This window comes from Streptomyces zhaozhouensis, from assembly GCF_900230195.1.
Classification (GTDB): domain Bacteria; phylum Actinomycetota; class Actinomycetes; order Streptomycetales; family Streptomycetaceae; genus Streptomyces; species Streptomyces zhaozhouensis.
Window position 1 is genome coordinate 94,904 of sequence record NZ_OCNE01000011.1, and the last position, 15,982, is coordinate 110,885.

A 15,982-nucleotide genomic window follows, 5' to 3' on the forward strand; every position below is an offset into this window, starting at 1 on the left:
CCACGCCCGGCACCCGCCGGGACAGCCACGGGGCGCGCGGTCGCCGGTCGGTGCACCGACCGGGCCGGGCGCCCCCGCGTCCGCCCCCGCCCGCCCGGCCGCTCCGGTTGCCGACGCGGGGCCGGGGGCGGCAGCGTGGGAGGTGCGATGGTCCCGGACGCGCGCCGACGCTCCGGGGCCATCCGCCCCTCCGGGAGGCGAAGGCCGCGACGCCGCCCCGGCCCCACGGCGGTCGAGGCGGGGGCGCCGGGCGATGAACGACGGCGGGACCCGCGTCGATGCCGTGTTTATCGAACGTCCAGCGCCACCCACGAGTCTGGTGCCATGTCGGGAGATCAACAGGGCAGGGGACGCTGGTCCGGCCCCGCGGACGTGCTCACCCACGCGCAACTGCTGCGGCTCGGGGAACAGGCCGGGGCCACACTGCGACGGCACGGGGTGAACAGCGGCGACGCGGTCGCCGTGCAACTGCCCATGTGCCTGGAGTCGGTGGTGGTGACCCTCGCCTGCCTCCAGATCGGCGCGCGGCGGATCACCCTGCCCCTCGGCGACAACCCCGGCTTCGTCCGGGACCGGCTCAACAACTGCCGCGCCCGGGTGGTGGTCTGCGCCGACGCCTGCGAGATGGACGAGCGGGTCTACCCGGTCAAGACCTCCCTGCACCGCGTCCTCGGCGACTGCCCTGACGTCCGCACCGTGCTGGTGGTCAGGCAGCTCGCCCGGCCCGTCCCCTGGGAGCCGGGGCGGGACCGCTGGTGGCACGAGGAACTGCGGCCCCGCACCCTGCCGCCCCGGCCTTATCCTGGCCGTATGAGCGACATGCGCCTGGACGACGACCGCGCCGACCGGCTGGTCTTCGACGACCCGCTCAGCGGCCGCTCCTCCGACGACAGCGACCACGGCTGGGGCGACGGCCCGGCCGAGGACGCCGCCGACGGGAACCTGATGCGGCTGATCAACGAGCGGCCCCCGCACCACATCTGAACCGCCGGGGCCGCCGTGCCCCGGAGCTACCTCGCGTCGCCCGAGCCCTGCCCTCCGGGCCCGTCGCCCGTCTCCGGGGCGGGCGCCGACCGCTGGGCGCCGACCGCGACGGCCCCGCCCTCGGCCGCGCTCCCCGCGCGCAGCGCCACCAGCTCGTCGCGGATCTGCGCCAGCAGCTCCACGTCGGTCGGGCCCTCCGGCTCCACCGGCTGCTTCGCCTTGCGGCGCTCCAGGTACCGGGTCATGGGCAGGATCATCAGGAAGTAGACCACCGCGGCGGTGATCAGGAAGGTCAGCGAGGCGCTGATCACCGAACCCCAGCGGATCGGGATGCCCTCGCCGGCCGCGCAGTCGCCCCGCAGGCAGGACTCGTACGCGTCCAGGTCCTGGGTGCCGAACGCCCCGACCAGCGGGTTGATCACGCCCTCGACGACCGAGTTCACGATGTTGGTGAACGCGGCCCCGACGACCACGGCGACCGCCAGGTCGACGACGTTCCCCCGCATCAGGAAGTTCCTGAAGCCGTCCAGGGTGTTCCGCACGCCCGACAGCCTGCGCTCGCCGCTCCGATCTTCCTGATTCACCGTGGTGCCTTCCTGCCACTTCGCCCGGGCGCGGGGCGCCGGGCGGTCCGTAGTGTCTCGCTTGTCCGTGGCGGTCACCGTGCCTCACGCGCCGACGGGCTGTCCAGTCAAGCAATCGCCGCACCAGCGCCCTCACCACCGGGCCACCACCAGCCGGGAAGCCGCAGCGGCGCCCGCGAGACCCGCCGCCGTCTCCCCGTCGACGGAGACGACCAGCCACCCGCCGAGGCCGTCCGCGACGCCACCGTACTCCGCCGTATCGGAGGGCGCTCCCACCTGGACCACCCGCGCCCCGCGGGCCACCAGCCGCGCCTCGGCGCCCGCGACGGCCCCCGGTGCGCCCTCGCTCCGCCCGCCCTCCGCGGCGTAGACGTCGACCCGGTCCCCGGCCGCCAGCAGCCCCACGGCGCCCGGGTCAGCGACCCGCAGCGGAAGCTCGACCTCCCTCGGCTCCGGCGGCCGGCGCGCGGGCGCGGCCGACGGCGAGCCGGAACCCTCCGCACCGCCGCCGACCTGGGGCTCCTCGCTCGGCGCCCCACGAGAGCCGCCCTGGGAGAGCGACGTCAGCACGGCCGCGCACGCCAGCGCCGAGACCCCGGTCACCAGCCGTCCGCGCCGGGCGCGCCGCCATCGCCAGCGCCGCGCGCGCCGCGTCCGGATCGGGGCGAAGGGCGGCACCGCGACGCCCTCCGGTCCTGGCGCCGGCGGCGCGGCGGAACGTGCCCCCGAGGGCCGTGGGCGAGCGCGCCCCACGGCGGGCCCGGAGGGCGTGGAGGAGGACGGGAGGAGGCCGCGGGAACGCTTACCGAACGTGTTCACAGCGCCACCCTGCACGCTCCGCGCGGATCTCGCTGAGCCCTGTGGACAACCCCGGACCTGTGGAAAAACCTGTCACCCGAACGAGCGACACGGAGACCTCACACAGCGGCGCCTCCGAGACGGAAGGATCGCCGAACCCCGCCCGGAATCTGGGTCGTTGGGGCCGGACCGCACGCCCGGGGGCCGCCGCCCCCTCAGGGCAGCGCGATCCCCGTGGCCTGACCGCCCAGGGCCGAGCCGCACGGGCAGTCGCGCCGCTCCGGCAACCCGGCGACGACGTCGAAGAGGACCTCCCGCAGCCGGCCCACGTTGCGCCCGAAGACCTCCAGCACCTCGGCGTGGGAGACCCCCTCGCCGGCCTCGGCGCCCGCGTCCAGGTCGGTGACCAGCGCCATCGAGGTGTAGCAGAGCTCCAGCTCCCGGGCGAGCGCCGCCTCCGGGTGGCCGGTCATGCCCACGACCGACCAGCCCTGCGCCGCGTGCCAGCGGGACTCGGCGCGGGTGGAGAAGCGGGGCCCCTCGATCACGCACATGGTGCCGCCGTCGGCCGCGTCCCAGTCACGCCCGCGCGCCGCGTCGAGCGCCACCCGCCGCCCGACCGGGCAGTAGGGGTCGGCCAGCGAGACGTGGACCACCTGGGAACGCTCCCCGTCGGGGCGCGTCTCGCCGTCGAAGTAGGTGCCGGGCCTGCTCTTGGTCCGGTCGACCAACTGGTCGGGAACCAGCAGCGTCCCGGGCCCGTACTCCGGCCGCAGCCCGCCCACCGCGCACGGCCCGAGGACCTGGCGGACGCCGACGGACCGCAGCGCCCAGAGGTTGGCGCGGTAGTTGATGCCGGCGGGGGTCAGATGGTGCCCGCGGCCGTGCCGGGGCAGGAAGGCCACCCGCCGCCCGGCGATCTCGCCGAGGAAGAGCGAGTCGCTCGGCGCGCCGTAGGGCGTCTCGACGGTGATCTCGGTCACATCGTCGAGGAAGGCGTAGAAGCCCGAGCCGCCGATCACGCCGATCTCGGCGGTGTGTCCGACGGCGCCCTCGCCACGGGCGACCGGCCCCTGCCCCGGGGTGGCGGCCGCGCTCATGCGGCGGAGGCCGCCTTGCCTGAGCCCTTCGAGGGACCGCTGGTCAGCCCGGCACCGCCGGAGGAGGCCGACGACGAGCCACCCGAGCCGGAGGAGCCGCCCGAGCCCGAGGAACCCGAGGAGTCGGACGAGCCCGAGGACGCGGAGGAACCGCCCGACGAGTCGCCGCCCTTGTCGCTCTTGGCCCCGCCGGACGAGCCGCCCGAGGAGCCGCCGCTGGACGACGCGCCACGGCTGTCGTTGCGGTAGAAGCCCGAGCCCTTGAAGACGATGCCGACCGCCGAGTAGACCTTCTTCAGTCGCCCCTGGCAGCTGGGGCACTCGGTCAGCGCGTCATCGGTGAACTTCTGCACCACCTCAAGGCCCTCGTCGCACGCGGTGCACTGGTACTGATAGGTCGGCACGTCTTCCTCCTGGCACTCTGCACTGTGGAGTGCTAACGACGCCCCATCGTGCAACATTCCGGTGCCGGAAGTCCACCGCAGTCGCCTGTGACCCCGTCGTCACGCTCCCCGTAGGCTCACCCCAGTGGCCGTATGTCTATGGTTGCTTCCACCCTCTCAGCTGCCCTGTGAAGGACAGAGATGCCCGCCAAGAAGCCCAGGCGACGCGGTCGTCTGATCGTGATCGCGCTCGTTGTGCTGCTCGTGGCCGGTGTCGGCTACGGCGCCTGGTGGAGTGTCTCCACCGTGCGCGCCTCCTTCCCCCAGACCTCGGGGGAGATCGCGATCGACGGTCTGTCCGCGCCCGTGACGGTCGAGCGGGACGCCAACGGCATTCCCCAGCTCTACAGCGAGTCGGCCACGGACCTGTTCCGCGCCCAGGGATACGTGCACGCACAGGACCGGTTCTGGGAGATGGACGTGCGGCGGCATATGACCGCCGGACGGCTTTCGGAGATGTTCGGTGAGGAACAGGTCGAGACCGACGCCTTTCTGCGCACCCTCGGCTGGCACGAGATCGCCCAGCAGGAGTTCGACAACGAACTCTCGGAACAGACCAAGGAGTTTCTGGTCGCCTACTCCGAGGGCGTCAACTCCTATCTCGCCGAGAACAGCGGCGAGGAGCTCTCCGTCGAGTACGCGGCCCTCGACCTGGTCAACGACTACCGCCCCGACCAGTGGGAACCGGTCGACTCGGTGGCCTGGCTCAAGGCCATGGCCTGGGACCTCCGCGGCAACATGGAGGACGAGATCGACCGTGCCTTTCTGACCGAACGATTCACTTCGGAGCAGATCGAAGAGCTTTACCCGGAGTACCCGTACGACCGGAACCGTCCGATCGTGACCGAGAACGGCGCGGACGACGCCGACGCCGGGGGCGGGGAGTACGTTCCGGTCGAGGACGGCACCGGAATCGGAGACGGCACGGGCACGAGCACCGGAGACGGCACGGGCACCGGGGACGGCACCGGGATCGAGGAAGCCGCCGGCGGGGTCACCACCCAACTCGGCTCGCTCGCCCAGACGCTGGACGACATCCCGGCGCTGCTCGGCACGAACGGCGCCGGCATCGGCTCCAACTCGTGGGTGGTGCACGGCGACTACACCACCACCGGCAAGCCGCTGCTGGCCAACGACCCGCACCTGGCACCCTCGCTGCCCGGCGTCTGGTACCAGATGGGACTGCACTGCTCCGAGGTGAGCGCGGAGTGCCCGTTCGACGTCTCCGGCTTCACCTTCTCGGGGATGCCGGGCGTCGTCATCGGCCACAACCAGGACATCTCCTGGGGGCTGACCAACCTCGGCGCCGACGTGACCGATCTGCGTCTGGAAAAGCTCGACCACGGCAAGTACGTGCGTGACGGTGAGCAGATTCCGTACGACACGCGGACCGAGGAAATTCATGTGGCCGGCGGGGAGACCAGGGAGATCACCGTTCGTTCCACCGTCAACGGGCCCATCGTCTCGGACCGGCACGAGGAGTTGGAGGGGGTCGGCGGCAGCGCCCCCGTGGACTCAGGCGCGCCCGACCGGGGCAGCGGCTACGCGGTCTCGCTCAACTGGACGGCGCTCCAGCCCTCCAACACCATGGACGCCGTCTTCGGGCTGAACGCGGCCCGGGACTGGGACGAGTTCCGCGCCGCCGCCCAGGACTTCGCCGTGCCCGCGCAGAACCTGATCTACGCGGACACCGAGGGGAACATCGGCTACCAGACCCCCGGGCAGATCCCGATTCGGGGCGCGGGCGACGGCCGTTACCCCTCCCCGGGCTGGGACTCCTCGTACGACTGGACCAGGTTCATCCCCCAGGAGGAGCTGCCCTGGGAGTTCAACCCGGAGCGCGGCTACATCGTGACCGCCAACCAGTCGGTCATCTCACCCGACGAGTACGACCACCATCTGACCGAGGACTGGAGCTACGGCACCCGGAGCCAGCGGATCGAGGACCTGATCCGGACCACCGTCGAGGACGGCGGCAAGATCTCCATGGGCGACATGCAGGACATCCAGCTGGACAACAGCAACGAGATGGCCAAGGAGCTGGTCCCCTACCTGCTGGAGATCGACATCTCCGACGCCTATGTCCGCGAGGCGCAGGAGCTGCTGGAGGGCTGGGACTTCAGCCAGGACTCCGACTCCCCCGGCGCCGCCTACTACAACGCGGTCTGGCGCAACCTCCTCAAGCTGGCCTTCGGCAACAAGATGCCGAAGGAGCTGCGCGTCGAGGACCAGTGCCTGTGGGTGCGGCCGGCCGACGACTCCGAGCCCATGGAGGACCTGGACGGCGAGGAGCGGCTGGTCGAGGAGTGCGGCGAGCGCTCCCCCGAGACCGCCCAGCCCGACGGCGGCGACCGCTGGTTCGAGGTGGTGAGCGGCCTGCTGGAAGAGCCGGACAACGAGTGGTGGACCACCCCGACCACCCGCGAGGGCCCCGGCGCCGAGAACCGCGACGAGCTGCTGACCAGGGCGATGCGTGACGCCCGCTGGGAGCTGACGGCCGAGCTGGGCAAGGACATCGACACCTGGAGCTGGGGCCGTCTGCACCAGCTGATGCTCAACAACCAGACCCTGGGCACCGAGGGGCCGGGGCCGGTCCAGTGGCTGCTCAACCGCGGCCCGTGGAACATGTCGGGCGGCGCCGACGCCGTCGACGCCACCGGCTGGAACGCGGCCGGCGGCTACGACGTGACCTGGGTGCCCTCGATGCGGATGGTCGTCAACCTGGACGACCTGGACGACTCGCTCTGGATCAACCTGACGGGTGCCTCAGGCCACGCCTACCACTCGAACTACACCGACCAGACCGACCTGTGGGCCAGGGGCGAGTATCTGCCCTGGCCCAGCAGCCGGGAGGCGGTCAGCGAGCGGTCAACCAACACCCTCACCCTGACCCCCGCCGGCGCCGGCGGGGACTGACGGAGACACCCGGGAGGGGCGCGCGACGAGCCGGGCCGGAGCGCCCGGCTCATCGCGTGAACCGGTGCACGCCCTCCGGGGTGAGCGCCGCGTGCACGCGCCGGTCGTGGGGTTCGTCGGGCAGCACGTCGACGACTTCGTGGCCGTAGACCAGCGCGACCAGGGCGGGGTCGGCGCCCGCGTCGGCCAACCGGGCCAGCGCGCGGTCGTAGGAACCGCCGCCCCTCCCCATCCGGACGCCCCGCGCGTCCACCGCGAGGCCGGGGAGCAGCACGACGTCCGCCCAGGTCACGGCCTCGGGTCCGAGCCGGCGCCCGGCCGGCTCCAGCAGCCGGACGCGCCCGGCGTGCTCCGACTCCACCAGCCGGCCGTGGCCCTCGAACTCCGCCCAGTCCAGGTCGTCGTCCGCCAGCAGCACCGGCAGCAGCACGCGCACGCCCCGCTCGCGCAGCGCACGCAACAGCGCGCCGGTCCCCGGCTCGCGCCCCACCGAGACATACGCGGCCACCGTGTCGGCCTCAGCCAACTCCGGCAGTTCCAGGGCTCGTTCGGCCAGCGCCTCGCCGGCGCCCGCCACCTCGTCGCCGGCGAGCGCCGCCCGCACCGCCAGCAGGTCGCGCCGCAGCTCGCGCTTGAGCCTGGCCGGCTCGGTCACCGACATCCGCCCGCTCCCACCGTCTCGCCGCTCCCGTTCCGCGTCGGCCCGTTCCGCGGGGTGCCGTTTCGCGGCGCGCCGTTCCGCGACGGCCCGTTCCGCGGCGCTTCCCGTGTTTCCCGTTTCACAAATGTCCCTTCCCTCACGCCATTCACTCACTGGGGCGTAACCCTCAGGTAACCCACCCGCCAAAACTGTTCACAACACGACGCCCTCGGGGCAAGTGTCAGGAACGCCCAGGCCAGGTGGATAAAGTGACCGGCATGACCTCAGCGCGCCCTCGGATCAGTAAGGCTGTCATTCCCGCCGCTGGTCTCGGCACTCGGTTTCTGCCCGCGACCAAGGCCACACCCAAGGAAATGCTGCCGGTGGTCGACCAACCGGCGATTCAGTACGTGGTCGAGGAGGCGACGGCGGCCGGGCTCACGGACGTCCTGATGGTCACCGGCCGCAACAAACGGCCGCTGGAGGACCACTTCGACCGCAACTACGAGCTGGAGGACGCGCTCCGCCGCAAGGGCGACAGCGAACGGCTCTCCCGCGTCCAGGAGTCCACCGCCCTCGCCACCATGCACTACGTCCGCCAGGGCGACCCCAAGGGCCTGGGCCACGCGGTGCTCTGCGCCGAACCGCACGTCGGCGACCAGCCGTTCGCCGTTCTCCTCGGCGACGACCTGATCGACCCGCGCGACCCGCTGCTCACCGAGATGATCAGGGTCAGGGAACGGCACGGCGGCAGCGTGATCGCCCTGATGGAGGTCGCGCCCGAGCAGATCCACCTCTACGGCTGCGCCGCGGTCGAGCCGGCCCCCGACGGCGTGCTGCGGGTGACGGGCCTGGTCGAGAAGCCGAGCAGCGAGGAGGCGCCCAGCTCGTACGCGGTGATCGGCCGCTATGTGCTGGACCCGGCGGTCTTCCGGGTGCTCGCCAGGACCGCGCCGGGCCGGGGCGGGGAGATCCAGATCACCGACGCGCTCCAGGCGATGGCGGCGGACCCCGGGCTGGGCGGCCCGGTGCACGGCGTGGCCTTCAAGGGCCGCCGCTACGACACCGGCGACCGGTCCGACTATCTGCGTTCCATCGTCCGGCTCGCCTGCGAACGGCCGGACCTCGGGCCGGAGTTCCGCTCCTGGCTGCGTACCTATGTGGCGGAGGAGTTGCCGCGCCTTGACTGACATCTGGTCCGTCGACGAGCACCTGGCCGACGTGCTGACCGCGATCCGCCCGCTGGAGCCCATCGAGCTGCCGCTGCTGGACGCCCAGGGCTGTCTGCTCACCGAGGACGTGACCGTCCCCACGGCGCTCCCACCGTTCGACAACAGCTCGATGGACGGCTACGCCGTGCGCGTCGCCGACCTCGACGGCGCGTGCGACGACTATCCGGCGGTGCTCACCGTGATCGGCGAGGTCGCGGCCGGCAGCGGGACGCTGCCCCAGGTCAGACCGGGCCAGGCGGCCCGGATCATGACGGGCGCTCCGCTGCCGCCGGGCGCCGACGCGGTCGTTCCCGTCGAATGGACGGACGGCGGCGCCGGCGGCGGGCCGGCCGTGGACATGACCGGCCCGGCCGGCCCCGAGGTGCGGGTCCACCGCGCGCCGGCGCGCGGCCAGTTCGTGCGCCCCCGGGGCAGCGACGCGGCACTCGGCACGGTCGCCCTGACCGCCGGCACCCGCCTCGGGCCGCCGCAGCTCGGCCTGCTGGCCGCGCTGGGGCGCGGCACCGTGCCCGTCCGGCCGCGCCCGCGCGTGGTCGTGCTCTCCACCGGCAGCGAACTCGTCCCGCCCGGCGCCTCGTTGGGCCCCGGGCAGATCCACGACTCGAACAGCTTCATGCTGGCCGCCGCCGCCAGGGACGCCGGCGGCTTCGCGCACCGGGTCGCGGCCGTCGCCGACGACCCCGGCACGCTGCGGGCGACGCTGGAGGACCAGCTGGCCAGCGCCGACCTGCTGGTCACCAGCGGCGGGGTGAGCGTCGGCGCGTACGACGTGGTCAAGGAGGCGTTGACCGACCTGGACCCCGAGCTGGGCACGGTCGCGTTCCGCCGGCTCGCGATGCAGCCGGGCAAGCCGCAGGGCTTCGGGTTGCTCGGACGGGCGCGCGCGCCGCTGTTCGCGCTCCCCGGCAACCCGGTATCCGCCTATGTCTCGTTCGAGCTGTTCGTGCGCCCCGCGCTGCGCGCCCTGGCCGGCCACCCGGCCGACGCCCTCGGCCGCCCGCGCGCCACGGCGCGGCTGGTGGCGGACGCCCCGCTGCGCTCCCCCGAGGGCCGGCGGCAGTACCTGCGCGGCGCCTACGAGCCGCCGGCCGACGGCACGGGACCAGGCACGGTGCGCCCGGTGGGCCGCGCCGACTCGCACCTGGTCGCGGCCCTGGCGCGGGCGGACGCGCTGATCGAGATCCCCGAGCAGGTCACGGAGGCCGCCCCGGGCGGGGAGTTCGCCGTGGTGCTGCTGGGCTGAGCGGAGGAGTACCGTAACCGGTCATGAACACCCCTCGTCTCAGCCACATCGACGACAGCGGTGCGGCTCGGATGGTCGACGTCTCCGAGAAGGCGACGACCGACCGCACCGCGCGGGCGACCGGAAGGGTGCTGGTCGCGCCCGAGGTCGTCGCCCTGCTGCGCGGCGCGGGAGTGCCCAAGGGCGACGCCCTCGCCACGGCCAGGATCGCGGGCATCATGGGCGCCAAGCGCACGCCCGAGCTGGTGCCGCTCTGCCACCCGCTGGCCGTCTCGGGCGTACGGGTCGACCTGGAGGTCGCCGACGACGCGGTCGAGATCACCGCCGAGGTCCGCACCACCGACCGCACCGGCGTCGAGATGGAGGCGCTCACGGCGGTCTCGGTCGCCGCCCTCACGGTCGTGGACATGGTGAAGGCGGTCGACAAGGCGGCGGTGATCACCGACGTCCGCGTCGAACGGAAGACCGGCGGGGCCTCCGGCGACTGGAGCCGGGCCCGATGAGCGGCCCCTACCGGGCGCTCGTCGTCACCGCCTCCCAGCGCGCCGCCGCCGGCGTCTACCCCGACACCGGCGGGCCGCTGCTGGTCGAGGGCCTGGCGGAGCTGGAGTTCGCCGTCGAGGGGCCGTGGGTGGTGCCCGACGGCGAGCCGGTCGCCGAGGCGCTGCGCACCGCCGTCGCCGAGGGCTACGACGTGGTGCTCACCACCGGCGGCACCGGCATCTCCCCCACCGACGCGACCCCGGAGGCCACCCGCGCGGTGCTCGACCACGAGGTCCCCGGCATCGCCGAGGCGATCCGCGCCGCCGGCCGGGAGAAGGTGCCGACCGCGGCGCTCTCCCGCGGGCTGGCGGGCGTCGCGGGACGGACCCTGATCGTCAACCTCCCCGGTTCGACCGGCGGCGTACGGGACGGGCTCGCGGTGCTGCGCCCGCTGCTGCGCCACGCGGTCGACCAGCTGCGCGGCGGCGACCACCCGTCGTGAACGCGTCCTGGAGCGTCGAGTTGGCCCTCGGCGAGGTGGGGCTGCGGCCCATCAGACAGCGCGACCACCGCGCCTGGCGCGAGGTCAACCAGCGCAACCGCGACTGGCTGCGCCCCTGGGAGGCGACCATCCCGCCCCCTCCGCACGGCCATCTGGCGCCGCGTCGGCCGACGTTCCGCCAGATGGTGCGGCATCTGCGGGCGGAGGCGCAGTCCGGGCGGATGCTGCCGTTCATCGTGACGTACCAGGGGCAACTGGCGGGTCAGTTGACGGTGGCCGGCATCACCTGGGGCTCGATGTGCTCGGCGCACATCGGCTACTGGGTCGACCGCTCCGTCGCCGGCCGCGGCGTGATGCCGACGGCGGTGGCGCTGGCCGTCGACCACTGCTTCCAGTCGTTGGGACTGCACCGCGTGGAGGTCTGCATCCGCCCGGAGAACGGGCCAAGCCGGCGGGTGGTGGAGAAACTGGGATTCCGCGAGGAGGGCCTGCGCCCCCGCTTTCTGCACATCGACGGCGGCTGGCGCGACCACCTCGTCTTCGCGTTGACGGCCGAGGAGGTCCCCCAGGGCCTGGTGCGCCGCTGGCGTCAGCGGAACAGCGCCCTGCCCGACGAGGGGCCGGCGACGCCGCGCGCGTCCGAGGGCGCCGAGGGGCCCTCGCGGGACCCTTCCCAACAATAGGAAAATGTGTTCGAATTCCGAGAGGAAGAACGGATGGGCGCCCGGAACGCGACACCCCGACTCGCGCCCCGACCGAACGCACGCGGAACTCGCGGGTGACCGCGACGACACACCGCCAGGAATACGGCTTTCATACCGGTACGACGTTCGACCCGACGTCGGAGTGAGGAAGGCCACGCGGATAGCCGAACGCGTGGACGACTTGATAACAATCCGACGAAAGCCCCAGGATGACCGCCTGATCGTGCGACACACCGCCCTATTTGGCAGATGGACCCCCGTCGACCCCTCTACGGTGTGACCGTGAGCAGCAGTGGCCTCATCTTCGCAATGATCGTCGGGGCCTGGGCCGCGTACCTCGTGCCGATGTGGCTCCGCCGGCAGGACGAGTTGAACGACTCCCGCCCGACGGAACGCTTCAGCACCGCCATCCGGCTGCTGACGCGCGGTAAGCGCGCGCCCGCACCGGTCGAGCAGGGGGACTCAGCGGAGGACGGCCCGGACGAGCCCGACGAGCCCGCCGCCCCGGACGGCTCAGCCGACCTCCGGGCCTTCGCCGAGCCCGTGACCGATGTGGGCTCGGCCGCCGCCGAGGCCCCGGGCCGCGGGCGGGCGCCGAAGGGCGAGGCATCGCGGGGCGGCAGCGCGGGCAGACCGGCCGCCGGCACCCAGCCGGGGAACGGCAACCAGCGCGCGCAGGTCCTCGTGCGCCGCCGGCGCACGACCATGGTTCTCTTCCTGGCCTTCACTCTTTCCGGCATCTTCGCCGTCTCCACCAGCCCCGGGCTGCTCTGGCTGCCGGCGATTCCCGGGCTGCTGCTCGTCGCGTACATCGTCCACCTGCGCGGCCAGGAGCGCCGCCGCTGGGCGGTCGCGGTGGACCGCCGGCGCGCGGAGGAGGCCGCACGCCGGCTGCGCGAGCGCACCCAGGCCAACGCCGCGGCCGTCCCCGAGAAGCCCGCGCGGGCGGTCGTCGAGCAGACGGACCACGCCGAGTGGGTCGACGACCAGCAACGCGACCAGGGCAGCACGGCCGGCGACAGCGCCCAGGGCTGGGACCCGGCGCCGGTGCCGCTGCCCACCTACGTGAAGGCGCCGGTGGCGCCGCGCACCTCGCGCGCCCCGCGCGGCGCCGACCGCAACGCCCCCGACGCCTGGAACGCCGCCCGTTCCGCCACCGCGGGCGCCCCCCAGCAGCCGCCGGCGCCCCGCGCCGAGGCCCGCGAGCCCCGGGGCGCGGAGCGCACGCCGCTCTTCGACCAGTACGCCGACGACGACCACCGCCGGGCGGCGGGCGAGTAGCCCGCCGCCCGGCCTCGGGCCACCCCGGCGGATTTCGGTCCACCCGGCCGGGGGTGTTAGAGTTCTGGCGTCCACACGGGCCTGTAGCGCAGCCTGGTAGCGCATCTCGTTCGCAACGAGGGGGTCAGGGGTTCAAATCCCCTCAGGTCCACAGACAAGGGCCGTTCGCGGGTTAGCCCGGGAATGGTTCGCGAGATCCCGATCTGACAGTCACCGTCAGGTCGGGATCTCGCCGTTTCAGGCGTAGTTAGTACGCAAGTCTGCCCACCTGCTCGCTGGGACGACGCTCTTCGGGCGGCGGGTCGGGATCGGCGGTGGAGATGCGGGCATGCCGCGGGGACCGCGGGCGTGGGGCCGTGTGCCTGCGGTCTCGTGGCTCGTCGATCTTTAGATGTGGTCCGGCCAGCCGGTCACGGGCTGCGGCTTATGGCACCGCCAGTGGGCTCGGACGCTCCCGAACTCGCCGGGTAGGGGATGAGGACCTCGTCGGCCTCCAGGTCGAGGACCGTGCGGGCGCTGTCCTTGCTGGCCCTGCGGTAGCGTTCCAACTCGATGATGTTCTCGACCATCACCGTGATCGCCGCCAGGAGGCTCTGGGCGACCCTCCCGCGGGGCTGCCGCTTCTCGCGGGCGTGCAGGGCCGCGTCGACCGACTTGAGGGGCCCGTTCCCTCCTTCGATGTGAGATCGCAACGTCTGATAGACCAGGGCCCAGGACGTGCTCTGCCAGGGCAGGTCCTGCCTCATGCGCGGCATCACGTGCACCTGCACAGTGACGGAGGACTGGTCGCAACACTTGGGTCGTTCCCCGAAGGGCACTTTCGGGACCGCAACCGTCGGCCGACCCGCGGGATGGGCCATGCGACTGCGGGGATCCTCGAGGTCGATGACGGCCGGCGCCTGTGTACTTTTGCGCGAGCTGCGCTGTTCCCGCTCGGCGGCCCAGGCACAGTTGAGCTTCGCCGCAGGGCAGGAGTAGCGCTCGTTGCCCCGCTCGTCCGCCGTGGCCTTGCGGACGAGCGCGTAGGACTCGACCTCTCGGAGCTGCTCCCGCAGCGGGATGCGCTCCCGCTCGTTCTTGGCGTCCCGAATGCGTTGGTAGAGGTCGAGCAGGGGACGGGGCGTCCGGGGACAGAACAGGCGCCCCGCTTTGGCGATGGCGCCCTGGTGGTGACCCTCGAAGCCGACCTGGCCCTTGGTGAGGTCGAGCACGGGCATGAAGCCGAGGGCGCGCAGGGGCTGGTGGAAGTCCTGGGGGTAGAGCTTGATGTAGGCACGATCGGCTACGGCGAAACCACACAGGTGGGTCAGACGGGAGAGGCTCATGCTGACGTATTGGGCATAACGTCCCATGTCCTTCTGCGGCGTGTGCAGGACCATGCCGAGGGTCAGCTGTGGGTAGCGCCCGGCCCGCGCGGGATCCGCGTGGGCGGCGATGGCCAGTGTGGCGCTGTAACCGAACTCCTTGTCCCCGCCGCCCTTGTAGTGCCAGTTGGCGCTCGCCTCGAGGGAGGAACGCTTGCGCGCGTGGGGGCGGGCCCAACTCGGCACGGCCGTCGTGTCGATGACGATGTCACCGTGCCAGTGGCGCATCAGTCCCTTGGCGAAGGCGATGCGGACCGGTGTGGTGACCAGCCTGTTGGCGAGCTCTTCGAGACGGGGCCGTGCGGGCTCGCACGCGGGGCCGTTCCAGGCAGCGGCGACCTTGCGGCCCTCGGCCCGGGGCATACGGCTGCGCCGCTCGTGCGGGACCGGGTCGAGAATTTTCACCAGGCGGCTCCACGCCCGGTGGAAGCGGTTGTACAGGGCGTTGACCGCGTCCTGGTCTTCGATGTCGCAGGTGGGCACGCCAAGTTCAGTGCGCAGACGGTCGCTGATGCCGAAGGTGATGGTTTCGAAGGTGTCGTCGAGGTTGGTGCTCGCCTTCTCGTAGCAGGCGCAGACGAGTCCCAGCAGCACCAGGCCCACGGGGTATCCCCGAGGCCCGGGGAGCGTTGCGAAGCGCTCTTCCAACTCCTCCACGATGCCGCTGCGCCGCAGGACGAGGTGCAGCTTTCGCACACGACCGTCGTCCAGCTTGGACGGCTCCGGTGAATGCGGGTACGGACGTCTCGGACGCCCGTTGCCGGCCTGGTACCGGGGGTCGTCCGCCGGGGTCCTCATGCCCAACCCCGAAGCATGCGCCTGGTTGCCTCCTCGGTGAGCTTCGGCACCCAGATCCGGTACGGGGCGAGCCCCGCGGTCGAGTTCATGCCGGCCGCCGCGGCGACCACGTCCTCCGGAACGCGTTGCCGCAGCAGCTCGACGATCCACGAGTTGCGGAGCCGGGCCAGTTTCAGCTCGGGCAGGCCGGTCGATCCGTCCTGGGTGCGCTTCACCCAGTTCGTGATCCCGTTCTTGGGCTCCGGCGTCTGGCGCTGCGGCAGGAAGAGGTAACTGTCTCCCGCGGAGCGGGCACGGTCGGCGAGGACCTGCCCCCACATGGCTCGGCAGACGACGAGGCGGTCACTGCCGGGGACGGCGACCACGACGGTTTCGGAAGGCAGCACGGTGACGTGGGTCCCGCGGGCGGCGAGGACCTCCCGGCGCGAGAGACCGCAGCCCGCGCCCAGGGCGAGAAGGGCGAGGGCGCTACCGCCATGCGTGCTGAGCGGCGGCAGGCCCCGCGCCCACATCAAGAACCGAGCCAGCTCGGGGGACGTGTACGGAGCGGGACGTTGCAGGGAGGCACGCAGCTTCGGTGCGGGCTGCTGACCGATCTCGAGCCGCATGAGCGCTTCCCGGACCCGCAGGAGGATGCTGCGGTACGTCTGCAGGGTGCTGCCCCTGAGCCCGGGACGCGTGATCAGGTAGCGGGTGATCGTTTCGGGGGCGAGCCAGGTGAGCGGATCGCGGGCGAGACCGGCGCGCTCGGCGAACATCGCGAGGCCGGACAGGACCAACATCAGCTTCGGCACCGCGTAGGGGACCGAATCGCATGTCGCAGCGGCCACCATGCGGACACCGTCGGCGACCAGGGGCCATTCCGTCGGCTCTTCCAGCGGCCGGTAGCCGAGGATTGCGCCGCTCACAT

Annotated in this window: 15 protein-coding genes and 1 tRNA gene; 9 read left to right on the forward strand and 7 right to left on the reverse strand. The window is 72.6% G+C overall.

Annotated features, from left to right (window positions below; translation table 11 throughout):
* Window positions 1-324: 324 nt before the first annotated feature.
* A complete protein-coding gene (locus CRP51_RS16615) occupies window positions 325-984 on the forward strand; it encodes an AMP-binding protein (RefSeq protein WP_097232006.1) in 660 nt (219 codons plus the stop codon).
* A 26-nt stretch (window positions 985-1,010) separates the two neighbouring features.
* Here CRP51_RS16615 and mscL read toward each other — a convergent pair whose 3' ends face one another.
* The 4 genes from mscL to CRP51_RS16635 all read right to left on the reverse strand — a co-directional run bounded on the left by mscL (window position 1,011) and on the right by CRP51_RS16635 (window position 3,870).
* The gene (gene mscL, locus CRP51_RS16620; protein ID WP_281259666.1) at window positions 1,011-1,568 is read right to left on the reverse strand and encodes a large conductance mechanosensitive channel protein MscL; all 558 of its coding nucleotides are present in this window, start codon (window positions 1,566-1,568) and stop codon (window positions 1,011-1,013) included.
* A 132-nt stretch (window positions 1,569-1,700) separates the two neighbouring features.
* On the reverse strand, window positions 1,701-2,171 hold the full coding sequence (locus tag CRP51_RS16625; protein WP_245880624.1) for an RcpC/CpaB family pilus assembly protein: 471 nt from the start codon (window positions 2,169-2,171) through the stop codon (window positions 1,701-1,703).
* A 410-nt stretch (window positions 2,172-2,581) separates the two neighbouring features.
* Window positions 2,582-3,466: an S-methyl-5'-thioadenosine phosphorylase gene (locus CRP51_RS16630; RefSeq protein ID WP_097232008.1), complete on the reverse strand. Its 885-nt coding sequence runs from the start codon at window positions 3,464-3,466 to the stop codon at window positions 2,582-2,584.
* The gene (locus tag CRP51_RS16635; RefSeq protein WP_097232009.1) at window positions 3,463-3,870 is read right to left on the reverse strand and encodes an FmdB family zinc ribbon protein; all 408 of its coding nucleotides are present in this window, start codon (window positions 3,868-3,870) and stop codon (window positions 3,463-3,465) included. Before CRP51_RS16635 ends, CRP51_RS16630 begins: the two co-directional genes overlap by 4 nt.
* Before the next feature lie 180 nt (window positions 3,871-4,050).
* On the opposite strand from CRP51_RS16635, the gene CRP51_RS16640 reads away from it, so the two are divergent.
* Complete coding sequence (locus tag CRP51_RS16640; protein WP_097232010.1) at window positions 4,051-6,825, forward strand: penicillin acylase family protein; 2,775 nt, start codon at window positions 4,051-4,053, stop codon at window positions 6,823-6,825.
* Window positions 6,826-6,874: 49 nt separating this feature from the next.
* Here CRP51_RS16640 and CRP51_RS16645 read toward each other — a convergent pair whose 3' ends face one another.
* Window positions 6,875-7,486 (reverse strand): 5-formyltetrahydrofolate cyclo-ligase, encoded by a 612-nt coding sequence (locus CRP51_RS16645; protein ID WP_097232011.1) that lies wholly within the window; start codon window positions 7,484-7,486, stop codon window positions 6,875-6,877.
* Window positions 7,487-7,743: 257 nt separating this feature from the next.
* Between CRP51_RS16645 and galU the strand changes: the two genes are divergently transcribed.
* The 7 genes from galU (at window position 7,744) to CRP51_RS16680 (ending at window position 13,061) form a co-directional block, all read left to right on the forward strand.
* Window positions 7,744-8,655: a UTP--glucose-1-phosphate uridylyltransferase GalU gene (gene galU / locus CRP51_RS16650; RefSeq protein ID WP_097232012.1), complete on the forward strand. Its 912-nt coding sequence runs from the start codon at window positions 7,744-7,746 to the stop codon at window positions 8,653-8,655.
* The gene (gene glp / locus CRP51_RS16655) at window positions 8,648-9,940 is read left to right on the forward strand and encodes a molybdotransferase-like divisome protein Glp (protein ID WP_245880625.1); all 1,293 of its coding nucleotides are present in this window, start codon (window positions 8,648-8,650) and stop codon (window positions 9,938-9,940) included. The genes galU and glp overlap by 8 nt, the downstream gene beginning before the upstream one ends.
* Before the next feature lie 23 nt (window positions 9,941-9,963).
* On the forward strand, window positions 9,964-10,443 hold the full coding sequence (gene moaC, locus CRP51_RS16660; protein WP_097232014.1) for a cyclic pyranopterin monophosphate synthase MoaC: 480 nt from the start codon (window positions 9,964-9,966) through the stop codon (window positions 10,441-10,443).
* Complete coding sequence (locus tag CRP51_RS16665; protein ID WP_097232015.1) at window positions 10,440-10,925, forward strand: MogA/MoaB family molybdenum cofactor biosynthesis protein; 486 nt, start codon at window positions 10,440-10,442, stop codon at window positions 10,923-10,925. The genes moaC and CRP51_RS16665 overlap by 4 nt, the downstream gene beginning before the upstream one ends.
* Window positions 10,922-11,608 carry a GNAT family N-acetyltransferase gene (locus CRP51_RS16670; RefSeq protein WP_097232016.1) on the forward strand — a complete coding sequence of 229 codons (687 nt, stop codon included), beginning with the start codon at window positions 10,922-10,924 and terminating at the stop codon, window positions 11,606-11,608. Before CRP51_RS16665 ends, CRP51_RS16670 begins: the two co-directional genes overlap by 4 nt.
* Before the next feature lie 303 nt (window positions 11,609-11,911).
* Entirely contained in the window at window positions 11,912-12,910 is a 999-nt protein-coding gene (sepX, locus tag CRP51_RS16675; protein ID WP_342749057.1) for a divisome protein SepX/GlpR, read from the forward strand.
* A gap of 77 nt (window positions 12,911-12,987) precedes the next feature.
* Window positions 12,988-13,061 (forward strand) — tRNA-Ala (locus CRP51_RS16680).
* A gap of 259 nt (window positions 13,062-13,320) precedes the next feature.
* On the opposite strand, the gene CRP51_RS16685 is transcribed toward CRP51_RS16680, so the two are convergent.
* The gene (locus CRP51_RS16685; RefSeq protein ID WP_170970580.1) at window positions 13,321-14,970 is read right to left on the reverse strand and encodes a hypothetical protein; all 1,650 of its coding nucleotides are present in this window, start codon (window positions 14,968-14,970) and stop codon (window positions 13,321-13,323) included.
* Between the two features lie 98 nt (window positions 14,971-15,068).
* Window positions 15,069-15,980 (reverse strand): hypothetical protein, encoded by a 912-nt coding sequence (locus tag CRP51_RS16690; RefSeq protein WP_097232019.1) that lies wholly within the window; start codon window positions 15,978-15,980, stop codon window positions 15,069-15,071.
* Window positions 15,981-15,982 lie beyond the last annotated feature (2 nt).